We start from the raw sequence: 20,267 nt of genomic DNA, 5'->3' as shown, positions 1-20,267 counted from the left end.
TCACCGCATATTTCCAATAACACTACTTCTGGAATCTTGCATTTTTTTAATAAAATTTGTCATTGTATCAAAAGCTTCGTTACGTTTATTCGTTAGACTTTGCAGGCGCAGCATATCCATTTGCTGACTATTACTTGCACTATCAATCTGTGATTTGATTTGTCCCAACAGATTCTCAAGTTGCCCTTTTGTTTGCGGTATAGCCATACTCATAGCAGTAAACATGGCCCCCTTGTCATCTGCCAGCTTTACAGCAGCGTTGGCCTCGGCACCTGAAGGAAGCTTCGCTAGCTCTTCATTGATCACTCCTAGCAATTGATTCAGTTTTGAGATTGTTTCATTCTTGGCTTGTACGGATGCGATTTGATCTTTCAACTGATCCTCTAACATACTTGCACGACTCGACTGTACAGCCATCATTGCTGCTTCAAGATCCATGCCCTGAATGTTAACCTGTGTCATACCACTCATATCAACGCTACCTACCGAATTTTGCGTGGCATTTCCATTCAGTGCATCCTTAACAGAGTTATACACCGAATTGTTATACAACAAAGCCCCTCCTACAATGATCCCCAGTACAAAAGTACCTGACATAGATAAAACTAATTTTTTCACGCTCATTTCATTTCCTCTTTTCATTTATGGATGATCATTGCGTCATTGCGATTAACAAATCCAAATATGCGCTTTCTTTGTTAATATTGTTATATCATTTTGGGTGATTAATGGTCTGTAACCCCAATTACAATTTCCAAATAGTCGGACTCAAATTACATCAAGTATATTTCTAAGTCTATCTATGTTGCACACGAGTATTTTCCTCTGATCAATACGTATTAACTGCTCATCCTGTAATCCAAGCAATGATTTTGTCACGGTCTCACGCGCCGTTCCTGTCATATCCGCCAGGTGTTGATGCGTCAGCTTCAAATCGATTAGAACACCCTCATCAGAGGGCACTCCATGCTGTTCTGTTAGACGCAACAACACGCGAGCAATGCGCGTACGCACGTCAATAACGGTCAAGTCTGTTATTAATTTATTGGCATCACGTAGACGATCTAACGCTGTTTCCAAAATGCCGATTAGTATTTCCGGATTACTTTTTAATAAGGGTATGAAATCGCGTTTTTTCAGAATACATAAGGTGGATTTCTCAATGGTTCTTGCAGACGCAGAACGTGCTCTTTCATTTTGCAATAAAGCCATCTCTCCAAAGAAATCACCTTCTCTAAAAATAGAAAGGATTACATCCCTAGAGTGGTTATCTTGATAGATTTGAACAACTCCAGATATAACCAGATAGAGTTCCTCTCCCTCTTCACCTTCAAAAAAGATGGACTCTCCCTTTATATAAGTACGCTCGCTACATAACTTGGCAATTTCAGCTAAATATTCATCATCGAGATGTTCGAAGAACGGGAAATCTCGTAACAGTTGTGGATTCATCTTTAAGAGCAGCCTCCAGTGTATCAATTTATAATTTCTATTAGGCTTCAACTCTAGCAAAAGTTTAGATCTTTAGGACCATTCTTTATTGTAATACTTTTAAATTAAGATAAATAGTGACTGTAGTCATCAAATTATCATGTGACATTTTTACATTTTCTGGAGATTTAAATAAAAAAGAATCAAACGCATGGATCATCGAAAGGATGCTCATGGCTTGATTCTTATTTTCTACTTAAAAGCTCTTCGTAAGGCCTCAATTCTTCTTGTTACACTCTCCTGCACAATTTCACTTTTTTCCGCTATATCATACCCATGAATGGTCCCCTTGGTATAATACACTTCAACCTCAATCCAGGTTCAATTATCGTTAGCTCGACTGTTCCGTCTTTATAGCCTGCAATAACTTGTTTCGTTACATTCACACCTTCAGGTGAGTTGAATTTATTCACACTTCTCGCAATGAGTTTATTCAAAATTGGTAATAACAAAGGATTTAATGGGAGTGTCGTCTTCGCGTAGGGTTCAAAGTCGCTATGGATATTATATTTATCCATTGGATTCCTCCTCTAATAAGTTATTTACTTAAGTACATATTAGCAAATCGTACTAAACTGTCTAGCAATCGTAAGATCAGCGTTAGCGCATCCGACCACGGCTGCGTCGGCATGATTCAAGTAATAAGATCACAAGAAAAGCGACCCTTAAAGGGTCGCTTTTCTAATGCTCCTTTTGAAGCTGAGGCACGTCGAACCGCTGCTTGAAAAGTTTACGAAGCACGGTTTAGAAAAAAACTATCTATTCCAACTTCATATAATACAGATTCGCCGTACTATCCTTCGTAATGGTATGTGCGCCCGCCGTAAGGGAGACAGTGGCAATGCCATTCGTTATAGGATAATTTGTTCCATCCACTTTTATTTTGGTTCCTTCTGTATTGAACACTAGGGTTAGGGTTGAAGCTTTAGCAGCTGTGAACTGAATACTGGTTGCACTCTCGATTTTTAGACATTGGGTTAGGGTTAAACCCTGATATGTCACATTTCCCTTACTTGTTGAGAGATTTCCTTGGATATTGAAGAAGCTGCTCGTTGTTCCATCAGTGGTAAAGTTATGAATGGTTGCTCCCGCTGTCGGCACTGGCGTTGCCGTCGGTGTCGGTGTAGGTACAGGTGTTGCTGTTGCTGTTGCTGTTGCTGTTGGAGTCGGTGTCGGACTTGTTGGGTTTGAATTGCCCCCTACAGAGACAAGCCCCGTTGTGTAGCTTCTGATTGCAGACATCAGTGCAGTATTCAGCGCATACGATGCGTCATCCACGGAATCATTAAATGCCCATGTGAAGTCTCCGCCATTCAGACGTCCGGCTTTTGCCGTAACAACCTGTTCCACATTGCTTACGTTGTCAATATTCGATACGTTCACTCCAGTTTGGACGCTCGTGTCGAAGTTATTATAAGCTGTTCCGCCTTTTAATGCTTTGTATGAGCTTGGGACGGTTTCATTTCTCGACGAGACTAAATAGGCATCAAATGAGGTTGCATTTGCCGGAGCTGTCCCTGTATTAGAGTTAGCGTAAATAAGACTTGAAGCATCAACAACTAGATTGTTATAAGCTTTAATCACCCCTCCATTTTCACCCGAGAACGTACCCTCACCTAAAGCATCTGTACCCTGTAAAGAACTAAGCATTGGGTCTTTAGTATTTCTAAAAACATTGGATTCCACAAAAGCCGAAGCTCCGGTTGTAACGCCGACACCATATTTCGAGACTCCATCATAGAAGTTATTATAGACGTGGACAGAGGCCACTCTGATCCGCGGATGACGGGAGTCCGAATGATCGAACCAGTTATGGTGGAAGGTAACAAAGAATTCTGCAGACTCACTAAGTCCGACTAGAGCAGCTTTTCCGGAATCAAAGTAATGGTTGTACGAGATGGTAATGTACGTTGATCCTTTTTTGAGGTCCGTAGATCCGTCGCCTTTGGCTTGGTCCGCATCGCTCCCTGCAGATCCATAGAAAATATCATTATTATGCACCCATACATTCGCATTGCCTGTATCCATTGAAATACCATCGTCAGGAAATAACATTACACCCAGATTTCTTACTTCCAAATTACCAACATATCTAAGCAGTAATCCCCAGCCGTATGCATAAGCATCTTTTCCGATACCTTCGATTGTAATATTCATTTCCGAATAATTGTTTTTACCTTTGACTTCAAGATATCCACTGCTGTTAAGCTGTCCACTCAGGTCAGCGGCTGTAACTTTACCGATAATTCGGATGGCAAGTGGGGTTGTATCATAACCTTTTTGTCTCAGAGCCAAGATGCTACCAAGACCAACGCCTGTTTGTACAGCGCCCGAGCTGTTGATTTTCACATCAAGTGTTACGGTATTCGCATTCTGAGACGTTATATACAGCACTTGAGCACCATTCTTGAGAGTTCCATTCTCATTATAAGCGCCAGAACCCGTACCAAATGGCGAGCTTGCCGAAAAAGCAAACCCTGATCGATCATATGACGTTACGGATAACGTATTTGATACCGCACTTGCCGTTCCTCCCCCTGACAGGGTAGCTTCAACCTTCATTACATAACTTCCAGCTGCAAGCCCTACAGCATCCGCTCTCCAATAGGAAGAATATTTGCGGATCAATTCATTATCAATCTGTTGGTACCCCGAATCTGATGCGCTTGCCTGTTTAACATATACGTTATATCCTGACGCATTACTTACAGGTGACCATTCCACATATGCCGCTTCATTCCAGCCTCCACTGCCTGTCATCGAAAGACCAGCAGCATGCACTACTGTATTTGTCCATCCACCTGCTATCAAAGAAAGTGCAAGAGAAAACAACACACCAATACTGATTACCTTGGCAATACTTTTTTTCATTTTATTCCCTCCTGATTCTAATTTGTTGCAGATAGAATTGTAACCGCTTGCAAGAAGATATAAAGCTTCCTTTTCACCTCCTGACAATATTACATTTTATGGGACTAAAACATCCTCAACATATCAGAACAGAAATCAGTTCCGATACAATCATTTCCTCATATTTTTCACATCTAACAGTATTCTGAGTTAATGATTATAGGACAGAGCATTGATTCACCCGTACTTTCAGCAATGTATCCTGGGCTCTTGTGAAAATACAACATGAATAGCCACACAGTAGCCAGCACATAATAAAATTTGCAACCATTAGATAATCAAGGGAGGAGCTTTCAATTGAGTGCAAATCAACCAGATAAGAATCTAATCAACACAGTAAAAGAACTGGAAGCCACGCCCGTAAACAGCCTGGAAGCCCAACAGCAGCAGCAAGCCCGTAATGATCGTCGCAAACAAGCTCTGCATGACAGCGACGGCAAGTTCTCAGAAAATGAATCTGGGAACTTCCATTAGAGTCTTCAGCTATGTCCGAACCCCAATAAATCGCACGTTTTATGATCCTTTCCAAAATGAAAAAAACGTAAAAAAGCGACCACGATGGTCGCTTTTTTACTGATATTAAGAAATGCCTTCTCCTGCAAATCATTCTTATCTTCAGTATCCTGATGAATACTCTTTGCTTTCTTTTAAGCGAGCGATATCATGGCCCGTCGGGTTTTGGAAGACACGAAGCCCAAATATCGGTACAACTGCAAAAATGTGATCAAAGATATCAGCTTGAACCGATTCATACACCACCCAGTTAGTATCATTGCTAAACGCGTAGATTTCTAAGGGCAGTCCATTATCCTCTGGCGCTAGCTGTCTGACGATCAGCGTCATATCCTTATGAATTTTAGGATGATTCCTCAGATATTCATGGATATATTCTCTGAATACACCAACATTCGTGAGATGTCTTCCATTTACCTTACTCTCCGTATTGATTTGATGTTCGATATTATAAATGCTAATTTCATTTAATCTTGCCCTTATAAAATCGGACAGGTAGTGAATCTTCTGGAATTCCTCCATCATTTCTTTTGTACAAAAACATATGCTGCTTGTATCGATATGAACGCTTCGTTTAATCCTTCTGCCTCCAGAAACTTGCATGCCCCTCCAGTTTTTGAACGAATCTGAAATAAGGGCGTAGCTAGGAATCATGGTGATTGTTTTATCGAAATTCATAACCTTTACCGTATTCAATGTAATGTCAATTACATCACCATCCGCATTATATTTAGGCATTTCGATCCAGTCACCTACACGAACCATATCATTAGATGATAATTGAACACCTGCCACCAAACCCAATATAGAATCTTTGAAAATCAGCATAAAAACAGCTGATAATGCACCTAACCCACTAAGTATAATCAGTGGATTCTGACCAATGAGGTTAGAGATCACCACAATAACACCAATGATAAATAGAATAATCTTTGCAACCTGAATGTACCCCTTGATCGGCCTAATCTTGGAGACCTCGAATGAGCGATAAATAGCATCAATGGCATTAAGTAGTGCATTAAACACCGTGATAGTTACGATAATCATATAAGTTAAGGCGGATTTTTCAATAAAGGCCTGATATAGCGGAAAGATAGACGCAGAATAATAGATGATGAAGGCTGGCGCGAGATGCGACAGCTTGTGAAACACTTTTTTCTCCAAAACGATATTATCCCATGCATACCGATCCTTACTAATGAAATGAATAATTATCTTCAGCACGATTTTTTTGGCTATTAAATTGGCCAGTACAGAGAGTAGTGCTATAAATAAGACCATGATTATATTCGAAAGATAACCTGTCATTTGTTCGTTTACACCGTATCCTGCTAGTTGATCTTTTATAAAATTCATCATTTCCTCCTGCTGCGTGTTACTTAAATTGTTTGATGAAATGGTCTAGCACTAACATTCGACGTATCGATCGTTGCGGGTGAACTATTATTGCCTAGTTTCAACTAATTGTATTAACCTGGTTAACGCGCTTGAGTAAATTGTGTCATGTCTATGCACAAACCATACCTGCAAATCTCGATACTCTTCAGGCAAACGGTGGGAAGTGATTATGCCCTGTTCTTCCGCCTTGGCAATCGGTGACTGTGGCAGCATAGACACACCAAGTCCAGAGGAAACGCCATCTAGAATAACTGCTAATGTGCCAAATTCCATAATCTGATAAGTGGTCAGGCCAGTGCCTCTCAGAAAACTCTCTGCTTTTGCCCGATGCGTACATCCAACGTCAAAGAACAACATCGGTTTCATAAGTAGCTCATACATTCCGTTTTGTCCCGGCTCAGAGATCAACACCAACTCCTCTTCAAAGGCCGCGATATGTTCTATATCTGGATCATCAACAGGACCATAGACGAACGCTCCATCAAGCTCGTAATCCAACACCTTTTGTAAGAGCGCATGTGTCACACCCGTAGTGAGCGATAAATTAACATCCGGATATCGTGATTGATACTCGGCCAATAAAGGAGTCAGATGAATGACTGCTGTCGCTTCAATGGACCCTATCCGAAGAGGCCCTGCAGGATGGTCCGAATATTGTGTAGTTTTCACAGCCTCGTCCATCAGAGTCAGTATTTTATCCGCATATCCCAGTAAATTCTCGCCAGCCAAAGTTAGCGTCATTCCTCGATTGGATCTCCGAAAAAGGGGTGTTTTCAACTGAGCCTCAAGATACTGAATTCGAGTCGTCACATTAGACTGTACATAGTTCAACATTTGCGCAGCCTTGGTTATGCTCCCCTCTCGAGCCACAGCCTGAAATATTCTTAAATCTCCGCTTTCCATTTCTATGTCACCTGCTTGGTATGATCATTTATGATACTCACAATCGGTTTTGTTCATTTTACTGTATGATTCCCACTCTGTACAATTCAATATAGATTCATTGAAATACGAATTACTGGAGGATTAGGATGAAAGCAATCGTACATGCTGGGATGAACGGCTTGAAGAGCCTGACATATGAAGACGTTGTTGATAAACAGCCAGGCTTCGGTGAAGTAAAAGTAAGGCTGAAAACCGCAGGGTTAAATCATCGAGACTTATTTCTCATAGCGGATCGAAAAAATGAGGATGCTCCCCTGATTATGGGCTCTGATGGGGCGGGTATAATTGAAGCGGTAGGTGAAGGCATAACATCACTTACAGTAGGTACCGATGTAATCATTAATCCGTGTATCGGATGGGAAATCACCCACGATGTCCCGAACGTTCCGGCCATAGTGGGCGGCCCTTCAGATGGTACATTTGCCGAGTCTATCGTCATCCCTGCGCAAAATGCCATCAGCAAGCCAGCTTATTTGTCTTGGGAAGAAGCGGGCGTGTTGCCCTTATCTGCCTTGACAGCCTATCGGGCTTTGTTTACGAGAGGCCGCTTACAGCAAGGTGAACATATCCTTATTCCGGGTATTGGTGGCGGTGTGGCTACTTATGCCATGCTTATGGCTTCAGCAGCGGGTGCAAGAGTCAGTGTCACATCACGAAGTGAAACAAAAAGGCAAGTTGCTCTTGCACATGGGGCAGATCATGCCTTTGACAGTCATAGTGATTGGAAGGAAAGTATGAAAGGAGAAACAGTGGATCTCATCCTGGATAGTATCGGGCCAGCGACGTTCCAACAGTACTTTGATATCATTAAGCCAAATGGCCGGATCGTTACGTTTGGAGCAAGCTCAGGAGATCGAATGGAAATAGCAGCACGATCCATATTTTACCCCCAAATCAGTATCATCGGCACCTCAATGGGAAGCAGTGAGGAGTTTGTTGCGATGCTTCAATTTATGGAACTCCACTCGATACGCCCTATCATTGATAGTGTGTATCCTTTACAAGACACCCTTCAAGCCTTTCAGCGAATGCAACAGGGGGAGCAGTCTGGGAATATTGGAATAAGAATTGATTGAAAAAAGACACCTCACAAGGTGTCTTTTATTTACTCTATATGGAACCGAGGTGTGGCACGGTAAATCCATTAGCCGCCCTGTGTTCATTGCATGCAAGTATTCCACCGCAACGTACCAAGAGTTAGCAACTATCTATCCTTTTACGTGGCGCTAACACGTCGTTTAGCAAGTGCCATCGCTGCGGCATAGCCGGAGCTCCAGGCCCATTGCAGGTTATAGCCGCCGCAATCTCCATCGACATCCATCACTTCACCTGCCAAATACAGCCCAGGGACTAACTTAGATTCTAACGTTCCTTCGATTAGCTCCGTCGTATCGATGCCACCGGCTGTTGTTTGTGCATTCGTGAAGCTATTGGTATCCGTCACTTTAAATTCCCAACGTTTCAAGATTCGATAAAATATTTTCTTGGTTTTCCATGATAGATCCATACAAAGCAAGTGCGGCTGTTGATCAATTCCAGCCTCCTTCAGCAGAACTGGAATCAGTTTCTTGCTGACGATGCCCACAAAAGAATCGGCAACCGTCCGGTGTCCGAAGATCCCCCAGTGGATCTCCAGAAAATCAATTAACTCTTCCTCCGTGCGCTCCGGCATTAAATCAACCGACAATGTCACCGATTCTCCTATTCCGAGATTATACGCAGCCTTTCTGCTGAGCTGAAGTATGGGCGGGCCCGAGATACCATAGTCCGTAAAAAGAATCTCACCAGACTCAGTGCGGATGACTTCATTGTTTACGATAACATGGGCCTCTCCCTCAAATTTGATGCCCGATAGTTCCTTCAAATACGGATAATCCAGCTTCAATTGTACAATGCCTGGCACCGGGTTGATCAGGGTGTGCCCCAGACGTTGGACAAGCGTATAACCGGAGCCGTCCGTTCCCGTTTTGGGAGCGGTAAGGCCGCCTGCACATAGAAAAAGATAGTCGCTAGTATACACAACCTGTTCCTCTGTCTCCGTCTGGCAGGTTATCGCGAACCGCGGATGTCCCGCCGAAACGGTAACATCCAACACTTTATGTTTATAATATACGGGAACATTCCGATCCTCCAGCGCCAGCTTAAATACACCCGGCACCGAAGCCGCCTGCAGCGACATCGGATACATCCGGCCATTCTCCAAGCTTACAAAAGGAAGCCCGAGCGAGGAGAAAAATTCGATCGTTTGGCGGACACCGAATTGCCGCAATACATGTATTGGGAATCCTTCCTGATTACTGTGATACTTGCGTGATAAAGCGGCTGCTTCATCCGTACCGGTGGCGGTGGATTGGTTCGTAATGTTGCAACGCCCGTTACCCGTCGTTATTATTTTCTTCCCAAGCCGGTCATTGCTTTCAATAATTGCTGTATCAATACCTTGATCCCTCGCTGTAACTGCAGCCATTAGACCTGCAGCACCCCCACCGATAATGAACAGCTCGTGGTGCTTAGAAGTCTGATCCTTATACATGTTAATTGATGCATCCCTTTTCCTAATAAATTTATTGAATTGACTTAGCTAGCGCCATCGCGGCCACATATCCGGAACTCCAGGCCCATTGCAGGTTATAGCCGCCGAAATCTCCGTCGACATCCATCACTTCGCCAGCCAAATACAGCCCAGGCACCAGCTTGGATTCCAGCGTTCCTTCGATGAGTTCCGACGTATCAATGCCGCCGGCTGTCACTTGCGCATTCGTAAAGCCATTGGTATCCGTCACTTTAAATTCCCAACGCTTCAAGATTCGATAAAATTTCCCCTTGGTTTTCATCGATAGATCCTGGCAAAGCAGCTCTGGCTGTTGATCTAAGCCAGTCTCTTTTAGTAGGACAGAAACAAGCTTCTTATTGAAGATGCCAACAAGGCAATCCGCCACAGTCCGGTGTCCAAAGGTCTCCCAGAGCCTTTCTAAAAACTCAACTAACTCTTCCTCCGTGCGGCCCGGCATCAGATCAACCGACAATGTTACCTGTTCTCCTCTTGCAAGATGATACGCAGCCTTCCTGCTTAGCTGAAGAATTGGCGGGCCGGTAATACCATAATCCGTGAAGGCAATTTCACCCTGTTCACTGCAGATGACTTTACCGTTCACAATGATATGGGCTTGTCCCTGAGATTTGATAGTGGACAGTGCCCTCATATTCGAATATTGCAGCTTCAATTGCACAATGGCCGGCAAAGGCTCAATCAGGGTGTGCCCCAGACGTTCGGCAAGTGTATACCCAGGAGGTTCTTTTCCCGCATTTGGACCGGCAAGGCCACCCGCAGATAGAAGTAGATAGTCGCTAGTATAAACAACCTCCTCCTCTGTCTCCGTTTGGCATTTTATCTTGAAGCGCGGATGATTCTTCGAAACAGTAACATCCAACACTTTGTTATTGAGGTATACCGGAACATTCCGATCCTCCAGCGCAAGCTGGAAAATATCCAGCACCGCTGCTGCCTGCAGCGACATTGGATACATCAAGCCCTCCTTCAATCTTGTAAGTGGAAGCCCGAGAAAGGAGAAAAAATCTATAGTCTGACGGATGCCAAATTGCTGCAATACCGCAAGTGGAAATCCGGCCTGATTACTGTGATACTTGTGCGATAAAGCAATTGCTTCATCCGTACCCGTTGCAGTGGATTCATTCGTAATGTTACAGCGGCCATCACCTGTCATTAATATCTTCTTTCCAATCCGGTCGTTACCCTCCAGAATGGCAGTATCGATACCCATATCACGCGCAGTAACGGCGGCCATTAGTCCGGCAGCACCTGCGCCGATAATAAACAGCTTGTGGTGCATAGAAGTCTGATTCTCATACATGGTTGGTCAATGCATCCTTTATCCAATTTTTCTAAAAGCACAGAGTCACTTTATTAAATTATAGCATAAGTATACTGGTTTTCATTTATATCTCCCTATTAACTCTTCCTATCCTATGTTTGCCTTTTTTATCCCTATATAGAACCTTAAATTTTTCTTCACGCCTTCTTCACTGCAATCTTTCATTCCACATACGAAAGATACTGGATCTAGCAAGATACTCATTTTTTTGAACCGTCACGCATAGTCCAGATCATACTCTGAAAACATGAAAAAGACACCCTTCATGGTGTCTTCAATAATACTCCATATGGAGCCGAGGGGAGTCGAACCCCTGTCCGAAGATAACGGCACATAAGCTTTCAAATTATAGAATCGTATAAAAATTACTTATCTATGGTTAAAAAAGGAGACTGATCTTAGGAATAACTCCTTAGTATAGTGATGCAATTATATAAGTTAATACGCAAAAGTACCTTTGCCGCTACAGATGATGGCTGGATCCTTTTAATTTTTAGAAGTTGCTAATTCCCTGCAGAATCAAGATACGTTTCAGCTTCTTCTATCGATTCGTACAAGTTTGCAATATCTTTAAACATACGATGCATTTGCGTTTTGTAGAAAGAGGTAGGCGCAACATACACCCATTTGTGTTTTGTAGAGATTCCAGCTTTCACAGCATCTTCACTAGTTGGAGCAAGAATTGCCAACACTTCTTGCTTAAATACCAGGCCACCAGTAATTACAGTCATACCTGTAAACCCTCGCTTAGTTTTCTTCAGTACTTTCGGAAATTGTTCCGCGTACGCAAGGGCATCCTCAACATCCATACCGTCCGATGTTACAATAATTCTGTTTTTGTTTTTAACATAATCAATAGTAAAACTCATGATAGTAATTCCTCCGAATGTTTTTGTTTTTGGATGCTTAATACTATAATTTTATATCAGTTCGGGCTCTTATAGATATTAATAACTTCAAAGTGAATGATCTAATTTTAGATGTAGATAACATGTCTACAATAATGAACACATTTAGTTCCCTATAACTCCTTGTCTACATTCGGTCTACAATCCAACCACTAAACAGCAAAAAACCCGCTATTTTAGCGGGTTTTTCTTATGGAGCCGAGGGGAGTCGAACCCCTGTCCGAAGATAACGGCACATAAGCTTCTACGAGTGTAGTCACAGTTTTGATGTCACCCGAGTATCGCCCCGTAACCGGCTATACGTTAGGTCAGCCTGATTATCTTCTTCCGTTGACCCCAGGCGGAGACCAGACGGCGTATCCCACTACTTGTTAGCCCCTATCCCTGTCACATGGGCGATGCAGGGTAGAAGCACGCGCGCAGTTTCTTAGGCTGCGAAAGCGTAGTTGTTTTGTTGTTTGCCGTTTAATAGGCTTTAGCGTTGATGAAGCGGACGCGTCCCCACTACTCGCTACTCATGCTCGAACTACCCCCGTCGAATCCAAGAACGGCCCCTCATTAAAAAGGGCGCTTCGGATCAAGCGGATCTTCCAAGCAAGAGAGATCCTATCCACAGCTTCTTCTTCAAGAAGTCTGTAACGAAGCAATAATCTTACTTACTCAGTATATCACATTTATCAATACTTTAACACGTAGGTTAAAGGAATTGAAGGTGGAAACTGGTACTCATTTGAATCGTACATTCTTCCTAGATTATCTGGCGATCTTTTGCTTCTCACGCAATACACGCTGGATATCACGCTGAGCATCACGCTTAGCAGCAGAGTCACGTTTATCGTACTCTTTCTTACCTTTACCAAGACCAATTAACAGCTTCGCATAGCCATTTCGCACATAAACCTTGAGTGGCACAATCGTAAATCCATCTCGCTTGGACAAGCCCAGCAGTTTATGAATTTGCTCCTTATGCATCAGCAATTTACGAGTACGCGTCGGGTCAGTAGGGTTAGCACGATTACCTTGTTCAAAAGGGCTGATATGCATGTTGTGAATGTGAATCTCACCGTTACGGATCGTAGCAAAAGCATCTCCAATATTAGCGCGGCCATTACGCAGCGACTTGATCTCTGTACCTGTCAGCACCAAGCCAGCTTCATAAGTATCCTCGATAAAATAATCATGGGAAGCTTTTTTGTTCTGGGCAAGTACTTTCCCGTCTGCTTTTTTACCCATGAGAATCACTCCTTGAATCATATTCATAAGTTAAAGTAACCATGTCTCTCTAATCTTAAACGACATAGTCATCGAACGTCTGATCTATATTGTAACAAATGGAATCGATTGTGCGCAAGGAAGGATCAGGTAATCCTTTCCCAGCCATTTTGACAACTAGTTGTCAGTAAGTTTATCCAATAGTTAACTTTAATTACATTTATTTATAAAAAGTTGTTTATGTTTCTATATTCACACATCTCAGTTTAACTCATACCCTTTTCTATTCACTCTCTCCCTCCGACGCTACCCTAAAGCTACATAAATGCACTTTATACATCTATTTAATATATTTAGATGCTCGATGGTTGTTTAGTTGTACTTTCTGCAGTTAAAAACTCGAAATCATGCCGTTTTTAAGATACTGATCACATTTTAATGTACAAAGTGCAATTAACCTCAATCTCTACTGAAACGCCGGAATTTTAACTGCACATTATGCAACTAAAAATAAGCATCGTGATAACACTGGTTACTTTGCTCCAACCCAAGTGTCATAGTTACAAAAAAATGCTGTAACCTAGCTTCTTCTGATTATTACTCAACAAACTTGTGGTAACCAATAGTCTCGGTCATAAATGAGAATTTCACACTTGAGCAGCGAAAAAGAATTAAAAAAGCACCGCCCCCAATTGGTCAAGCCCCCATTTTATAGACACTGAAAAAAGACCCTAGGCAATAAGCTGTTTCCGGTACTCTACCGGAGGCAGCTTATTTAGCTTTCGTTGTGGCCGATGTTGGTTATAAAATCGAATGTAATCTTCAATTTTCCTTTGTGCCTCATCGATATTTCGGATATCATAAGGATAGAGTCCTTCCGTTTTGAGATGCGAGAAGAAGCTCTCCATAGAGGCGTTGTCATAACAATTGCCTCGGCGAGACATGCTGATTCGGGCGCCAACCTTTGGCAGCATGTCGTGGTATGCATGAGACGTGTACTGGAACCCCTGATCGCTGTGAACGATCAGTCCGGTCACGTCTTTTTGTTGACTCCACGCCTGCTGAAAGGTCCGGAGAACCAGTTCATTGTCGTTCCTAGCGCTCATTTGATAAGCAATAATTTCGTTATTGAACAAATCTTTAATAGCTGAAAGATAGAGCCACTTTTCGCCTATGCGATATTGCGTAATGTCTGTCACCCATTTTTGGTTGGGAGCATCCGCTTTGAAATCCCGTTTCAATATATTTTTCGCCACACGATCTCCTTCGGAAGTAGCATAATTAAAACGATGTTTTCGGCGGATCCTCGAACGAATGCCTAAATCCTGCATAATTCTGAGTACCTTCTTATGATTCATCCAAACCCCATGGTCTTGTAGCAAGAATAATTGAATTTGGCGATAACCGTAGACTCCGTTATACCGTTCATATACCTTTTGAATGAGCGCCTTTGCTTCCTGATCCCGATCTGTTCCTTTGCGCTTCAAGAAAGCGTAGTATCCACTTCTGGAGACCCTAAAGAGTTTACACAGGTCGCTAACGGCATACTCTTTTGCAGCGCTCTCAATGGCTCTATATTTGTGCGTTTCACCTCCTGCATCCAGATTTCCAAACACTTTTTTAGCATTTCATTTTCCCGTCTGAGCTTTTGAACATACCTATCTTGATCGATATATTCTTTACGACGCCCCCGTTGATCTAGTAACCCAAATTCCCCTAGCTCTCGGTATTTCTTCATCCATTTCTTTACCCGCCCTTGGTCTTGAATCTCAAAATGCTCCGTAATTTTCCGGTAAGTCCATCTTTCCTCCACATGTAAACGAATGGCCTCTTTTTTAATCTCATCCGAGTAAGTTTTGAACTTCTGTCCTTTAATCGCCATAAAAATACACCCCCTAGAATTTCATCGGACAAACCAGGGGTTTTATCCAATGTCTATTCTAAGGGGTGCACTTCAAATCAAAGGGGGCAGTGCTTAATTTTGCGTCATAGAGCTACGTAATGTAGCCCAATAACGTTATTTATTTCTTCTTTCTCTTACGAGGAGCTCCGTCTGGAGCGCTGCCTGTAGTGTCACTACGTTTAGAAGCGGCTTGTTCCGACGTCTGAACGTTGCCCGGTGTCACGGATTGACCGATGAACACACCGCCTTTGTTCTTCTTTTTCCGGCGACCTTTACCTGTTGGAGCGCCGCTACGGCCTTCTCCACCGCCAAAGTTACCGCCGCGGTCCTCACGGCTACGGAACTTCGTGCTGCCGTCCAGGCCGCGAACTTCGCCACCGGAAGAGTCAGACGCAGGAGCGCCGTATCCGCCTTTGCCGGAGCCAAAGCCGAAGCTGATGCCGCGTCCACCACCGGCACCGCCGTTGTCACCGCCGCGGCCTCGCCCGCCGCTGCGCTCACGTGGCGCGCCTGCGTTGCCGGCTTCGCCCCCGCGCTCTGCGCCGGTGCTTCCGCCCGGCGCCGCAACTACCCGGCTCGCATCCTCGCCGGAATCACGCCCGCGCTTCCGCTTTCCGCGTCCGCCCGGTGCTCCAACACCGGCCGCTTCGCCGGCGCGCACACCAGCGCCCGGCTTGCCCTTGCCCGCACCTACAGCAGCGCCGGGCTTGCCTTTACCGCCGCGGCCCTTACTGCCCGCGCCGCCTTTACCCCCGGCTGGCGTCTTGAAGCCGCCGCTACCTGGACGGCCGCCTTTGCCACCGCGGCTGCCTCCAAAACCACCGCCGCGATGCTCACCTGGCGCGCGTGGTTTCATGTCGACCAACTCGAAATCGATCGTGTGGTCATCCATGTTTACCTTGGCGACTCGAATTTTCACCTCGTCGCCAATACGGAACACCCGTGATGTGCGCTCGCCGATGAGCGCCATATGGGCCTCGTCAAAGTGATAATAATCGTCGCTCATAGCGCTGAGACGAATAAGGCCTTCGACGGTATTGTCCAGCTCGATGAACATTCCGAAGCTGGTCACACTGCTGACCATTGCCTCGAATTCCTCGCCTACTTTATCCTGCATGTATTCAGCTTTCTTCAGCTGCTCTGTATCGCGTTCTGCTTCTACCGCTACACGCTCACGCTCCGAGGACTGCTGAGCAATGTCAGGCATCCTGCCGGCCAAATAATCATGTCGTTTCTGGCTCAGCGCCCCTCCATTCTCAATCACTTCACGCATTACGCGGTGAATGACCAGATCGGGGTAACGGCGAATCGGCGAAGTGAAGTGGGAATAGTATTCCGCAGCCAGTCCGAAATGGCCTGTGCTCTCCGCATCATATTTTGCCTGCTTCATGGAACGCAACATCATTGTGCTAATAACGGTCTGTTCTTTAGTCCCTTGGATTTGCTCCAACAGATCCTGCAAAGCACGTGGATGAACTGAATTGCCACGTCCCTTCACGTGATATCCGAAATTAGCCGCAAAAGCCATAAAATTCTGCAGCTTCTCTGGATCTGGATCTTCGTGAATCCGGTAAAGGAACGGAACCTTCAACCAGTGAAAATGCTCCGCGACTGTTTCATTCGCCGCGAGCATAAATTCCTCGATAATCTGCTCAGCTACAGAACGCTCACGCTTCACAATATCTACAGCCTTGCCGTTCTCATCTACGATGATTTTGCTCTCTTCAAAGTCAAAATCAACCGCGCCCCGCCGCATCCGTGCATCACGCAGCTTCATCGCCAATTCTTTCATAAGACGGAAATCATCAATTAATGGACTATAGCGCTCCAGCAATTCTGGATCTTCATCCTCCAAAATTTTGCGAACATTGGAATAAGTCATTCTTTCCTTGGTACGAATCACACTTGTAAAGACATCGTGCTTCACGACCTTCATGTGTTCGTTAAATTCCATCTCGCAGGACATCGTTAAGCGGTCTACCTGTGGATTCAAACTACAAATCCCGTTAGACAAACGATGAGGCAGCATCGGAATCACCCGATCCACCAAGTACACACTACAGCCCCGATCATAGGCTTCTTTATCGAGCTCAGAGCTCTCGCGTACGTAATAACCTACATCCGCAATATGCACGCCTAGCTTGTAATGTCCGTTCTCCAGTCGCTGAACATTAACCGCATCATCCAGGTCCTTAGCATCCTCACCATCAATCGTGACAATGTTTAGTCCGCGCAAGTCGCGACGTCCCTGCTCAGCAATTTCCTCTTCTGTGATTGAATCCGGAGCGTTGTCCGCTTCGTTCATTACTTCAGCGGGAAAAGCCTCTGGCAGCTGATGCTTACGGATGATAGATAGAATATCAACTCCTGGATCGTCCTTATGTCCGAGGATCTCAATAATTTCACCCTCTGCCGCTGATCGGCCTTCTGGATAATTCACGATACGTACAACGACTTTTTGACCGTCTACCGCCCCCATGAAGGATTGCTTCGGAATAAAAATATCGCGGTTAATCCGTTTATCATCAGGCAGCACAAAGCCATAGGTCTCCAGATTTTGAAATACGCCAACCGTCTGCAGTACTCCCCGTTTTACAATGCGCTCAACTTCGCCTTCCATACGTCCGCCGGACGGACTTTTAGAGGTAATACGGATAAGGACAATATCACCATTCATAGCTCCCTTAAGATCATTCGCATGGATATATACGTCAGGATGATCACGATCATCCGGGATAAGAAAAGCGAAGCCTTTCGCATGAGCCTGTAACCGGCCTCGCAGTAAATCCATCCGTTCCGGAACGCCATAACGTGCATTACGAGTTAATACAATTCTTCCGTCCTGCTCTAATTCAATTAGTAGTTCCTCGAACTTTTTAAACCCTGTGCTATCTTCTAGAGCAAAATGGCTCACCAGCTCTTCATAAGTCATTGGTTTATATGCAGTTTCCCGCATGAAATCGAGTAATATTTCTTGTGTTATCATGTTCGTCACCCCAGCCCTCCGCGGCTCCAAGCCGCTGGCAAATATGTATGTCTTGTCCTGCTCTGTAGTAATGCCAAGTAAAATTTACCTTTACCTACTTCATACCCTAGTATACACGAAATCAATCCTGCGCATCCCTGTTACTGTCATCCAAAGGTAAACGCAGTACAAAATTTCATTCACACCGAAGGAAAAAGTTTGTTTATTAAGGCTTTACCGTATCGAATCTTATTCTTTCTGCTATGCAAAGAAAAGCACCTGCAGGTGCTTTATCCCCTTTTTATTATAACAAAAAAGCCTTCGCTCCATTCCATTCAGAACAGAGCGAGGGCTTACTGTAGGTACTTTAGTCAATGAAAACAGCAGCTAGAATCGCCATAATGAAGAATCCTGCAGCAAGTCCAACTGTTACACGTTGTAGTACGAGTTCCATACCACGAGCTTTTGTTTTACCAAAGAGATGCTCAGCACCACCGGAGATGGCACCGGAAAGACCCGCGCTTTTCCCCTTTTGCAGAAGAACGACCGCAATAAGACCGACGGAAAAAATCAGGAGCACAACTTTCAAAAAGATATCCATTCACTTCCACCTCCTACGCCTAAGCATCACTATCTATGGTAATTGAGGTTATCACGATACATAAACAGTATTCTTATTTTATCATAGCAGTGCCGGTAATACAACCGCCTAGACTGTTAAGTCGTAGCTTTTCTTGAAAGATTAGGATAAACACATATTAAAAAAAGACCCGCCATAATGGCGGGTCTTCGTACTCTGCTATAAAAGCAGATTATCTTTTAAGGTTGTAGAAAGATTTCAGGCCGTTGTATTGAGCCAATTCACCCAACTCGTCTTCGATGCGAAGCAATTGGTTGTATTTAGCAACACGGTCTGTACGGGAAGGAGCACCTGTTTTGATTTGACCAGCGTTAGTCGCAACAGCGATGTCAGCGATTGTGCTATCTTCGGATTCACCGGAACGGTGAGAGATAACTGCTGTGTAACCAGCACGTTTAGCCATTTCGATAGCATCGAAAGTTTCAGTCAATGTACCAATTTGGTTAACTTTAACCAAGATGGAGTTACCGATACCTTTTTCGATACCTGTTGCAAGACGCTCAGTGTTTGTAACGAACAAGTCGTCACCAACCAATTGAACTTTATCTCCCAATTTTTCAGTAAGCAATTTCCAACCATCCCAGTCGTCTTCGGACATACCGTCTTCGATTGTGATGATAGGATATTTCTCAACCCATGAAGCAAGAAGGTCAACATACTCAGCGGAAGTGTAAGATTTACCTTCGCCAGCAAGGGTGTATTTACCGTCTTTGTAGAACTCAGTGGAAGCAACGTCCATACCCAAGAATACGTCAACACCTGGTTTGTAACCAGCTTTTTCAATAGCTTCGATGATTGTAGTGATTGCTTCTTCATTCGAACCAAGGTTCGGTGCGAAACCACCTTCGTCACCAACAGCTGTGTTCAGGCCTTTGGATTGAAGTACGGATTTCAAGTTGTGGAAGATTTCAGCACCTGTACGAAGAGCTTCTTTGAAGCTTGGAGCTCCTACAGGAAGAACCATGAACTCTTGAACGTCGATGTTGTTGTCCGCATGCTCACCACCATTGATGATGTTCATCATTGGTACTGGAAGAGTTTTAGCGTTGAATCCGCCTAGGTATACGTACAAAGGAATATCCAATGCTGCTGCAGCTGCGCGAGCTACGGCCATCGATACAGCTAGGATTGCGTTAGCGCCCAATTTACCTTTGTTATGAGTTCCGTCCAAAGTGATCATCAATTTGTCGATGCCCACTTGGTCAAGAGCGTCCATACCAATAACTTCTGGAGCGATGATTTCATTTACGTTCTCAACAGCTTTCAGAACGCCTTTACCCATGTAACGGGATTTGTCGCCATCACGAAGCTCTACAGCTTCATGAGCGCCAGTGGAAGCGCCGGAAGGAACGATAGCGCGACCTTTAGCACCGGATTCAAGATAAACGTCAACCTCAACAGTAGGGTTACCACGGGAGTCAAGGACTTCGCGAGCATAAACATCAGAAATAATAGTCATTTTAGTTAATCTCCTTTAAACAATGTTTTG

At 44.2% G+C, this 20,267-nt stretch carries 17 protein-coding genes and 1 other RNA gene; 2 read left to right on the top strand and 16 right to left on the bottom strand.

Going from position 1 to position 20,267, the window contains the following annotated elements; genetic code table 11:
• The 4 genes from NST34_RS01025 to NST34_RS01010 form a co-directional block, all read right to left on the bottom strand.
• Positions 1-624 (bottom strand): hypothetical protein, encoded by a 624-nt coding sequence (locus tag NST34_RS01025; RefSeq protein WP_076299962.1) that lies wholly within the window; start codon positions 622-624, stop codon positions 1-3.
• A gap of 144 nt (positions 625-768) precedes the next feature.
• Positions 769-1,452 (bottom strand): Crp/Fnr family transcriptional regulator, encoded by a 684-nt coding sequence (locus NST34_RS01020; RefSeq protein WP_042184055.1) that lies wholly within the window; start codon positions 1,450-1,452, stop codon positions 769-771.
• Positions 1,453-1,754: 302 nt separating this feature from the next.
• Positions 1,755-2,009: a hypothetical protein gene (locus tag NST34_RS01015; RefSeq protein ID WP_076299963.1), complete on the bottom strand. Its 255-nt coding sequence runs from the start codon at positions 2,007-2,009 to the stop codon at positions 1,755-1,757.
• A 241-nt stretch (positions 2,010-2,250) separates the two neighbouring features.
• Positions 2,251-4,362 (bottom strand): pectate lyase family protein, encoded by a 2,112-nt coding sequence (locus NST34_RS01010; protein ID WP_341126956.1) that lies wholly within the window; start codon positions 4,360-4,362, stop codon positions 2,251-2,253.
• Between the two features lie 336 nt (positions 4,363-4,698).
• Here NST34_RS01010 and NST34_RS01005 point away from each other — a divergent pair, with 336 nt between their 5' ends.
• A complete protein-coding gene (locus tag NST34_RS01005; protein WP_179085866.1) occupies positions 4,699-4,875 on the top strand; it encodes a hypothetical protein in 177 nt (58 codons plus the stop codon).
• A gap of 141 nt (positions 4,876-5,016) precedes the next feature.
• Here NST34_RS01005 and NST34_RS01000 read toward each other — a convergent pair whose 3' ends face one another.
• Entirely contained in the window at positions 5,017-6,270 is a 1,254-nt protein-coding gene (locus tag NST34_RS01000) for a mechanosensitive ion channel family protein (protein WP_076299965.1), read from the bottom strand.
• An 87-nt stretch (positions 6,271-6,357) separates the two neighbouring features.
• Positions 6,358-7,215 (bottom strand): LysR family transcriptional regulator, encoded by an 858-nt coding sequence (locus NST34_RS00995; RefSeq protein ID WP_341126955.1) that lies wholly within the window; start codon positions 7,213-7,215, stop codon positions 6,358-6,360.
• Positions 7,216-7,343: 128 nt separating this feature from the next.
• Between NST34_RS00995 and NST34_RS00990 the strand changes: the two genes are divergently transcribed.
• Positions 7,344-8,333 carry a zinc-binding dehydrogenase gene (locus NST34_RS00990; protein WP_341059059.1) on the top strand — a complete coding sequence of 330 codons (990 nt, stop codon included), beginning with the start codon at positions 7,344-7,346 and terminating at the stop codon, positions 8,331-8,333.
• Positions 8,334-8,473: 140 nt separating this feature from the next.
• On the opposite strand, the gene NST34_RS00985 is transcribed toward NST34_RS00990, so the two are convergent.
• The 10 genes from NST34_RS00985 to eno all read right to left on the bottom strand — a co-directional run bounded on the left by NST34_RS00985 (position 8,474) and on the right by eno (position 20,237).
• Entirely contained in the window at positions 8,474-9,790 is a 1,317-nt protein-coding gene (locus NST34_RS00985; protein ID WP_042184042.1) for a BaiN/RdsA family NAD(P)/FAD-dependent oxidoreductase, read from the bottom strand.
• 31 nt (positions 9,791-9,821) lie between these two features.
• Positions 9,822-11,129, bottom strand: coding sequence for an aminoacetone oxidase family FAD-binding enzyme (locus tag NST34_RS00980; protein ID WP_341126954.1), 1,308 nt, complete (start codon positions 11,127-11,129; stop codon positions 9,822-9,824).
• Positions 11,130-11,653: 524 nt separating this feature from the next.
• Positions 11,654-12,019, bottom strand: coding sequence for a hypothetical protein (locus tag NST34_RS00975; RefSeq protein ID WP_042184038.1), 366 nt, complete (start codon positions 12,017-12,019; stop codon positions 11,654-11,656).
• Between the two features lie 229 nt (positions 12,020-12,248).
• Positions 12,249-12,613: a transfer-messenger RNA gene (gene ssrA, locus NST34_RS00970) on the bottom strand.
• 198 nt (positions 12,614-12,811) lie between these two features.
• Positions 12,812-13,291 (bottom strand): SsrA-binding protein SmpB, encoded by a 480-nt coding sequence (gene smpB / locus NST34_RS00965; protein ID WP_042123338.1) that lies wholly within the window; start codon positions 13,289-13,291, stop codon positions 12,812-12,814.
• Between the two features lie 710 nt (positions 13,292-14,001).
• Positions 14,002-14,802 (bottom strand): IS3 family transposase, encoded by an 801-nt coding sequence (locus NST34_RS00960; RefSeq protein ID WP_256721794.1) that lies wholly within the window; start codon positions 14,800-14,802, stop codon positions 14,002-14,004.
• A complete protein-coding gene (locus tag NST34_RS00955; protein ID WP_076301175.1) occupies positions 14,754-15,152 on the bottom strand; it encodes a helix-turn-helix domain-containing protein in 399 nt (132 codons plus the stop codon). Before NST34_RS00955 ends, NST34_RS00960 begins: the two co-directional genes overlap by 49 nt.
• A 139-nt stretch (positions 15,153-15,291) precedes the next feature.
• Positions 15,292-18,159 carry a ribonuclease R gene (gene rnr / locus NST34_RS00950; RefSeq protein WP_341129492.1) on the bottom strand — a complete coding sequence of 956 codons (2,868 nt, stop codon included), beginning with the start codon at positions 18,157-18,159 and terminating at the stop codon, positions 15,292-15,294.
• 346 nt (positions 18,160-18,505) lie between these two features.
• Positions 18,506-18,739 carry a preprotein translocase subunit SecG gene (gene secG / locus NST34_RS00945; RefSeq protein WP_042123332.1) on the bottom strand — a complete coding sequence of 78 codons (234 nt, stop codon included), beginning with the start codon at positions 18,737-18,739 and terminating at the stop codon, positions 18,506-18,508.
• A gap of 211 nt (positions 18,740-18,950) precedes the next feature.
• Positions 18,951-20,237: a phosphopyruvate hydratase gene (gene eno, locus NST34_RS00940; RefSeq protein ID WP_042123330.1), complete on the bottom strand. Its 1,287-nt coding sequence runs from the start codon at positions 20,235-20,237 to the stop codon at positions 18,951-18,953.
• Between the last annotated feature and the right edge of the window lie 30 nt (positions 20,238-20,267).

The organism is Paenibacillus sp. FSL H7-0714 (genome assembly GCF_038003765.1).
In the GTDB taxonomy this organism is placed as follows: domain Bacteria; phylum Bacillota; class Bacilli; order Paenibacillales; family Paenibacillaceae; genus Paenibacillus_AQ.
The sequence above is the reverse complement of the archived record's forward strand: the minus strand, read 5'-3'. Positions and strand labels throughout refer to the sequence as shown.